This window comes from Thiocystis violacea (assembly GCF_016583575.1).
Classification (GTDB): domain Bacteria; phylum Pseudomonadota; class Gammaproteobacteria; order Chromatiales; family Chromatiaceae; genus Thiocystis; species Thiocystis violacea.
This window is the reverse complement of record NZ_NRRG01000100.1, coordinates 1-7182: the sequence shown is the minus strand read 5'-3', so window position 1 is coordinate 7182 and position 7182 is coordinate 1. Positions and strand designations below refer to the sequence as shown.

The window sequence follows — 7182 nt, the reverse complement described above, 5'->3', positions numbered from 1 at the left end:
ACCCCGCCCCACCTCGCCCGCCCGCGCCGCCTCGATCGCGGCGTTCAGGGCCAGTAGATTGGTCTGGCTGGTAATGGCCTGGATCACGTCCAGAACCTTGCCGATATCCTGGCTGTCGCGCTCCAGCGAGCGAAGGCTCTCGCCCGCGTCGGCGATGCGCTCGGCCAGGCTGGACATGGCGCCGATGGTCTCGCTGACGGCCGTCCGTCCCTGATCCGCCAGTTGCTTGGACTCCCGCGTGGCATCCGCCGCCGAGGCCGTGTTGCGGGCGATCTCTTCGGCCGAGGCGGTCATCTCCTCGATGGCGGTGGCGACCTGATCGGCCTCCAGATGCTGCCGGCGCGCGACCTCCCGTGCCCGCGCCAGATTGCCCGACATCTGCCCGGTCGCCGAGGACAGGGTCATCGAGGAACCCGCCATGTGCTCGACCAGTTCACGCAGCCTGGCGACCATGCGGTCGAAGTCCCGCGCGATCGCGCCGATTTCGTTGGAGACCACCAAGCCGGTTCCGGTGGCCAGATCCGAGTGCTCGACAATGTGCCGGATCGCTCGCCGCAAGGCGCCGAGCTGTCGCATGATCGAGCGGTGGAAGAGCCAGCCGAGGACGACGACCAGAAACAGGGAGACGATGGCCAGCACGGCGAAGGATCGCCGCGAGGCGTCGTAGATGGAGTGAGAGGCTTCCCGCTCCTGACGCGCCACGTCCAATTGCAGGTCGATCAACTCGGCAAGCTTGGCGCTGACGGGATCGATTCGATCGTAGAGCGGACCGTCGAACCCATCCAGTTGACCGGCGAGGCTTCCCCGCAGGCCATCCAGGTGTCGCATCAAGCCATCGATGGCCTCGTCGGCCCGCGTGAAGAGCTGTTTGGCCTCCTCCACCAACCAGGCTTCCTCCGGGGTGAGCCGTGTCTGGAGGTACTCCGACCAATGTTCTTGGATACTCTCGCGGGACTGTCGGATACCGCTCAGCGCCTCCTCGGCGGACATCCGCCCGGAATTGGCCTTGTTGACGGCGTCGATGACCAGCACCGCATAGTCGTCCGAGATCGTCTTGAGACCCTGCAACGGCACGACGCGATCCAGATAGATGCGATCGACGCCCTCGTGGATCTGCCGCAGCATGAACGTGGCGACCAGTCCGGTCAGTACCAGGGCGATGCAGGGAGTCAGCGCCAGCACGATGAGCTTGGTGCCGATGTTGGCGTTCTCGATGATTTTCATGCGACATCCTCGTGGGGTTCCCGATGGCTCGCGACCGTCGATACCGACGCCAGCGACCAGGGATGCGTGGGCTGACCCCGGATCCGGCTCGGCCGCGTCGAGCAGGCCGGGAATTGTTCCGCGAGTTCGGCGCGGAAGATAGAAGCCGGGCGTGACGGACGTCACGCTCTCGAAAGGAGGGACCGCCGATTCGGGCTAGCGGCCGCGCGGCTCGATGCCGCGGCGGCACCAGCCGCCTGATCGGCGGCTCAATCGGCCCAGTAGAAGGACTGCTCGATGGCGCCCGTCTCCGGCACCGTGACCTCGCGCGTCTGGACCTGTCCGGCGTTGTTCACCGTCAGGATGTAGCGGCCTGGAGCGAGACTGGTATAGAACCAGGGACCCTGGGACACGGCGGTGAGCAGGGTCGGTCCGGCGGCATCGTCGATCCGCACCCGCACATCGGCGAGAAAGGCGCCCGAACCCTGCACGGCGAAGAGCAGTCGCAGATTGAACTTGGATTTGACCTCTTGCATCTCCTCGCGGCCGGAAACGCCGATTCCGCCGCTGATGTAGGGCACGCCGCTCGCCGCGTCCACGTCCAGCGCGCTCAGAGGCGCCGGGGCCGAGGCCGGGGTCGGGGTCGGGGCCGGCTCGACGGGCGGAGCGGACAGCGCCGGCGAGCCGGGCAGGATAGCCCCGCCCGGCAGAACGGTTCCGGGCGGCAGAAAGACGCCCTCGCTCAGAACCGCGCCCTCTGGAAACTCAGGCGCGGCCGGCGCCGCCGCGCCCTCGGGGGCGATCACCCATTGCGGCTGGGATCCCTCGAGCGCGCGCGGCTCGGGCTGGATCGGCTCCTCGACGGACTGCGCGAACAAGGGCGCGGCGGGAACAGAGAGCGCCAGCAGCGGTAACAGCCAATTCAGGATCTCGGGTCGTCTCATAACGCCATCTCCTTATTTCAGTTGTCAGTTGTCAGTTGTCAGTTGTCGATCGCTCTCCGGCCCGGACGCGCAGCCGCTCCAGCGGCTCGGGAAGAGGCTCTCGATGACGCCGGATGGATGCCACACGGCGACCCCCAGCACATGGCCCAGATAGCACACGATGATCTGTCCGGGCGGCGTCTCCGCCGCTTGCTCGGGCGTCGGCGTGAAGGTCTCGCGCCGCAGATAGGCATCGCGCTGGATCTCGCTCAGCTCCAGACGAAACCGCACGACATCGCGTCCGATCAGCAGCGCCCCGCTCGTGGTGGGCTTGGGCGGACGCACGTTGGTGCGGTGGAAGAAGAGTCCCCGGCCCTCGGCCGGCGGAACCGCCGGAGGACGGTGATCGGCGGCCATCAGATGCAGACCGCGCCGGGTCTGGCGGTTGACCCGGTAGCGGCTCCAGTAGTCCGGGGTCAGGCCGTACTTGGACTCGAGCCCGCTCAGCCAGTCGCCATGCTCCTCGGTGGACATGACCGCCGGTTCGGGCTCCGGCTCGGCCGGCAGTCCCGCGTCCTTTTCCAGCAGGGCGATGAAGAAACCGCCGGTGTCGTTGTGATGGGGCCAGAACCGCCGGCACAGCGCCAGCTCGGGCGCGAGCGTCCGGCCTTGCCAGTCGACGAGGCCGGGGGCCGTGACGAAATGGGGAATGCTGACCGGCAGCAGACGGAGCTTGCCGGGGAATTCAGCCAGGATATCGGCCACCACCAGCTCGTTCTCCTCGGGCGCGAAGGTGCAGGTCGAATAGAGGATGCGTCCACCGGGACGACAGCGCTGGACCGCCTTGCGCAGCAGCGCCCGCTGTCGCGGCCCCAGTCGCTCGGAATTCCCCGTGCCGAGCCGTCGCCACAGCGAGGGATTGCGTCGCAGCGTGCCCTCGCTCGAACAGGGGGCGTCGACCAGGATGCGGTCGAACTGGCCGCCGGCGGTGGGCCAGTTGGCGGCGTCGCCGAGGGTGGTCGTCACGTTGACCACGCCGAGCCGGTCCAGGTTGCCTTGCAGCGCCTTGAGACGGGCGAATGAGATGTCGTTGGCGAGGAGCGTGCCGCGATTGCCGAGCGCGAAGGCGATCTGAGCCGTCTTGCCCCCTGGGGCCGCGCACATGTCGAGCACCCGTTGACCTGGGGCCAGGTCCATCAGACCGACCGGCAGTTGCGAAACCACTTCCTGGGCATGGGCAAGTCCCACGCAGTACCACCAGTGCTGTCCCGCGCTGACCGTCGGCGGCAAACCAAGGGCGTTCGGCAGGCCGGGGATCGGGGTCGGACTCAATCCCTGCTCGCGCAGCAGGCCGGCGAGTTCCTCCACCGGGATCCGCGACGCATTGGCCCAGATCGCGACCGGCAGGGGACGACAGAGCGTCTCGGCGAAGGCGTCCCAGTCATCGACCAGGTCGCGATAGCGCGCGAGCGGCGAGTCGGCGATCTGGTCCGGGGTATGGAACGAGGCCGCATTGGCGCGGGCGGTGCGTTGATTCATGCCTTTATCTCTTTCCGACACGCCGCCGATCGAGTCGCTGGACGAACTCGCCGATCAGTCGTTCATACAACTGGTCTCCCAGCACCCGGTCCTCGACACCCGCGTCCAGACTTGGATTGTCGTTGACCTCGATCACCACCGGGCCGGCGGGCGTCTCCTTGAGATCCACGCCGTAGAGCCCGTCGCCGATCAGGTCGGCGGCGCGCAGCGCGACGCGGATGACGGCGGGCGGGACATCCTCGACCGCGAGCGTCTCGTAGCCGCCTTCCTCATGCCCGCCATCGACCTCGTGCTTGACGATCTGCCAGTGATCGCGACTCATCAGATACTTGCAGGCGTAGAAGGGCTTGCGCCCCAGGATGCCGATGCGCCAGTCGAAGGGGGTATAGAGAAATTCCTGCGCCAGGATCAGATCGGACTCCTTGAAGAGCTTGGTCGCGATGCGCGTCAGACCGGCGTGGTCCTCGGCCTTGTAGACCCCGCGTGAAAAGGATCCCTCCGGGATCTTGAGCACGATCGGGTAGCCGATTTGCTCCTCGGCCTCCATCAGGTTTTCCTTGCGCAGCACCAGGGTCTTGGGGCGAGGGATCCGGTGCGAAGCCAGCAGCTCGGCGAGATAAACCTTGTTGGTGCAGCGCAGGATGGAGTCCGGATCGTCGATCACCACCATGCCCTCGCTGTCGGCCTTCTTGGCGAAGCGAAAGGTGTGATGGCCGATGCGGGTGGTCTCGCGAATGAAGAGGGCGTCGTACTCGGCGAGCCGGCTGTAGTCCTTGCGCTGGATGAGATCGACATTGACGCCCTGGGCCTTGCCGGCCTTGACGAAGCGGGTCAGCGCCTTGCTGTCGGAGGGCGGCAGTTCCTCGGCCGGGTCGTGCAGGATGGCGAGATCGTAGCGATAGGACAGCCGCGCACGCGGCTGACGCCAGCGTTTCGAGAGATAGCCTTCCAGCGCCGTGAAGAACGGACTCTCGCCGTCGTCCGCCACGGAGGTAATCGGCAGCGCCTTGATCGCCCCGATACGCCAGCTCCCGTGCAGACGAAACTCCACCTTCAGAATCGGACAGCGGAAGGTCTCGAAGATGAGCCGCGCCAGGGGCTGCAACTCCTTCACGTCGCACTGGCCGAAACAGATGGTCAACTCATAGGCGGTCGGGACCAGGGCGCTGGTCTTGCGTCGGCCGAGCAGGCGCTGCGCCAGGGCGTTCAGCTCCTCGGTCGCCAGGTCGTAGATCTCCCGGCTGGAGATCTCCTGGATGGTGCGCACGGTCGGGATGACCTTGTGACCGCGCGCCTCGGCGAGCAGGGAGCAGTAGTAGCCGAGCGAGAGATAGCGATAGCTCCGGCACAGATTGATGACGCGCAGATCGCGCTTGGAGGCCAGCTCGCCGCCAGACAGATAGTCCCGCGCCGTGACCACGGGCAGACGTGGAAAGCCGGGTTTCCAATCACCCTGTTGCTCCACCAGCAGCAGATGTTCAGCCATCGAGACGGGCTTCCCTCGGTTCGGAGATAAGAACGACGGCCTGAAGCCCCACCCGTCCGTAACGGACCATGCGGGTGAATTCGTCGCGTTGAATCGGCATATCCATCGAGTCCAGCGTGCTCTCTCCGTCGTCGTAATCGACATAGGGGTCGTGAACGTAGACGAAGTGCTCGTCGAAGCCCGTGATCACGACCCAGTGGGGGAATTTCTCGCCATAGATGCGGTAGGAACTGATGAGCACCAGGGGCACCGCCCCGGCGTCCCAGCGCCGTTGCAGATCGTCGATGCTCAGGGTCTCGTAGTGGACCGGGATGCCGCGCTGTTCCGCCTCCGCCAGCATGTCCTCGTGGACCAGGCGCATCACCTCCTTCTTTTCCGGGCTGCGCACCGAGTCCACCAGCAGCACGCCGGTGTCGCTGACATAGACCTCGACCATGAAGTTCCGGCGATGGGCCGCCAGCGCCAGCCCCAGTGGACCGCAGCCGCCATGTCCCGAGGTCATGAAGATGGTGGTGGACTCGCGCCAGACGCGCAGCTCCAGGGTGCGGCTCAGCTCCAGACTGGGACGCAGCGCCTGCATCGCCATCATCAGGGACGAGGGGCCGCAGGTGAAATCCAGGGTCTGCTCGTAGAAGGGCACCCGTTTGAGTTCGGGCTTGAGACCGGGCGAGATCGCCTTCTCGTAACGCAGCGCCTCCGCGTGATCCTCGTAGTAGTCCGAGAGGATCCCGAAGCGCCGATAGCCGGCGCGCTCGAACAGGGTTTGCGAGGCCAGGTTGTCGCGCCGGATCTCCAGGCGCAGATAGGCGCGATCCTGTTCCCAGGCCGCCCGCTCGGCGGCCTCCACCAACCAGCGTCCGATGCCCCGTCCGCGCGCCTGTTCGGCCACGGCGATCGAGTAGAGTCGGGCCACCGAGGTCGCGCGGCTGAACAGCACCAGGACATAGCCGAGCAGGACGCCCTCCTCCTCGACCACCAGGGTGCTCGCGCGCCCTCGGGTCAGCAGATAGCGGAACTGGCGACGGCTGATGCGGTCGGTCTCGAAGCTGGCGTTCTCCAGCCGCAGCAAGGCGTTCAGATCGCCCGGGACGGCGCGGCGAAGACCCGGCGGCGGGAATGGCTGACTGGCGGAAGGGGTGGACACTGGCGATGGACGAAGCGGCGGGATAAGCTCCTACAATCTACAGGGCAGGCTGAAAAACGCAAGATCGATGAACGCTGAATCCTTGAAGGAAGCCATTCGGCGCGAGCTGCCGGACATCCTGCGCACGGATCCCGAATTCCGGGCCTTCGTGATGGATCTGACGCGCCGCGAATATGCCGACAGGGCCGAGACCCAGGACCGCTTTCACGAGCTGCTGGCGGAACTGCGCCGCGATCGCGAACGACAGGATCGCAAGTGGGAGGAGCAAAACCGCAAGCAGGAGGAGCAAAACCAGAAGTGGGAGGAACAAAACCGCAAATGGAACGAGCAGAGCCTCCAGTGGCGCGAGCACCAGGCGGCCATGCGCGAGGAATTTCGCTTGGTTCACGAGGAGATCATGGCGCAGTCCAGGAAATTCGACCGCACGATCGGCGGGATCGGCGCGCGCTGGGGGATGCGTTCGGAACGGGCGTTCCGCGATGCCCTGGCCGGCATTCTGGAAGAGAGCTTCGGTGTCCAGGTCATCAACGTGAACGAATTCGACGACCAGGGCGAGGTCTTCGGCCGCCCCGAGCAGATCGAACTGGACATCATCATCAAGAACGGCCTGCTCCTGATCTGCGAACTCAAATCCTCGATCGACAAGGCCGGCATGTACAGCTTCGAACGCAAGGCGCGTTACTACGAGCGACGGCACCAGCGACAGGCCAATCGCCTGATCGTCATCTCGCCCATGATCGACGCCCGTGCGCTCAAGGTCGCGGAACAACTCGGCATCGAAACCTTCGGCGACTCGACCGACCTGAAATCGCTGTGAACGAATCCCAGCCCCCAAGGTCACCACTGACAACTGACAACTGACAACTGGATCCCATGCCCCCCCAAGC

At 65.8% G+C, this 7182-nt stretch carries 6 protein-coding genes; 1 reads left to right on the top strand and 5 read right to left on the bottom strand.

Annotated elements, in window-relative coordinates; translation table 11 throughout:
* The 5 genes from CKO27_RS23025 to CKO27_RS23005 form a co-directional block, all read right to left on the bottom strand.
* Positions 1 to 1224, bottom strand: a 1224-nt coding sequence (locus tag CKO27_RS23025; protein WP_200377253.1) for a methyl-accepting chemotaxis protein, incomplete at its 3' end; no start/stop codon positions are given.
* 248 nt (positions 1225 to 1472) lie between these two features.
* Positions 1473 to 2147 carry a carboxypeptidase regulatory-like domain-containing protein gene (locus CKO27_RS23020; protein WP_200377252.1) on the bottom strand — a complete coding sequence of 225 codons (675 nt, stop codon included), beginning with the start codon at positions 2145 to 2147 and terminating at the stop codon, positions 1473 to 1475.
* A gap of 24 nt (positions 2148 to 2171) precedes the next feature.
* A complete protein-coding gene (locus tag CKO27_RS23015) occupies positions 2172 to 3665 on the bottom strand; it encodes an RsmB/NOP family class I SAM-dependent RNA methyltransferase (protein ID WP_200377251.1) in 1494 nt (497 codons plus the stop codon).
* 4 nt (positions 3666 to 3669) lie between these two features.
* Positions 3670 to 5151 (bottom strand): RimK family protein, encoded by a 1482-nt coding sequence (locus tag CKO27_RS23010; protein ID WP_200377250.1) that lies wholly within the window; start codon positions 5149 to 5151, stop codon positions 3670 to 3672.
* Positions 5144 to 6295 carry a GNAT family N-acetyltransferase/peptidase C39 family protein gene (locus CKO27_RS23005; protein WP_420825862.1) on the bottom strand — a complete coding sequence of 384 codons (1152 nt, stop codon included), beginning with the start codon at positions 6293 to 6295 and terminating at the stop codon, positions 5144 to 5146. Before CKO27_RS23005 ends, CKO27_RS23010 begins: the two co-directional genes overlap by 8 nt.
* A 67-nt stretch (positions 6296 to 6362) precedes the next feature.
* On the opposite strand from CKO27_RS23005, the gene CKO27_RS23000 reads away from it, so the two are divergent.
* Positions 6363 to 7112, top strand: a complete 750-nt coding sequence (locus CKO27_RS23000) for a PD-(D/E)XK nuclease family protein (protein ID WP_200377249.1) — start codon at positions 6363 to 6365, stop codon at positions 7110 to 7112.
* Positions 7113 to 7182: the final 70 nt, after the last annotated feature.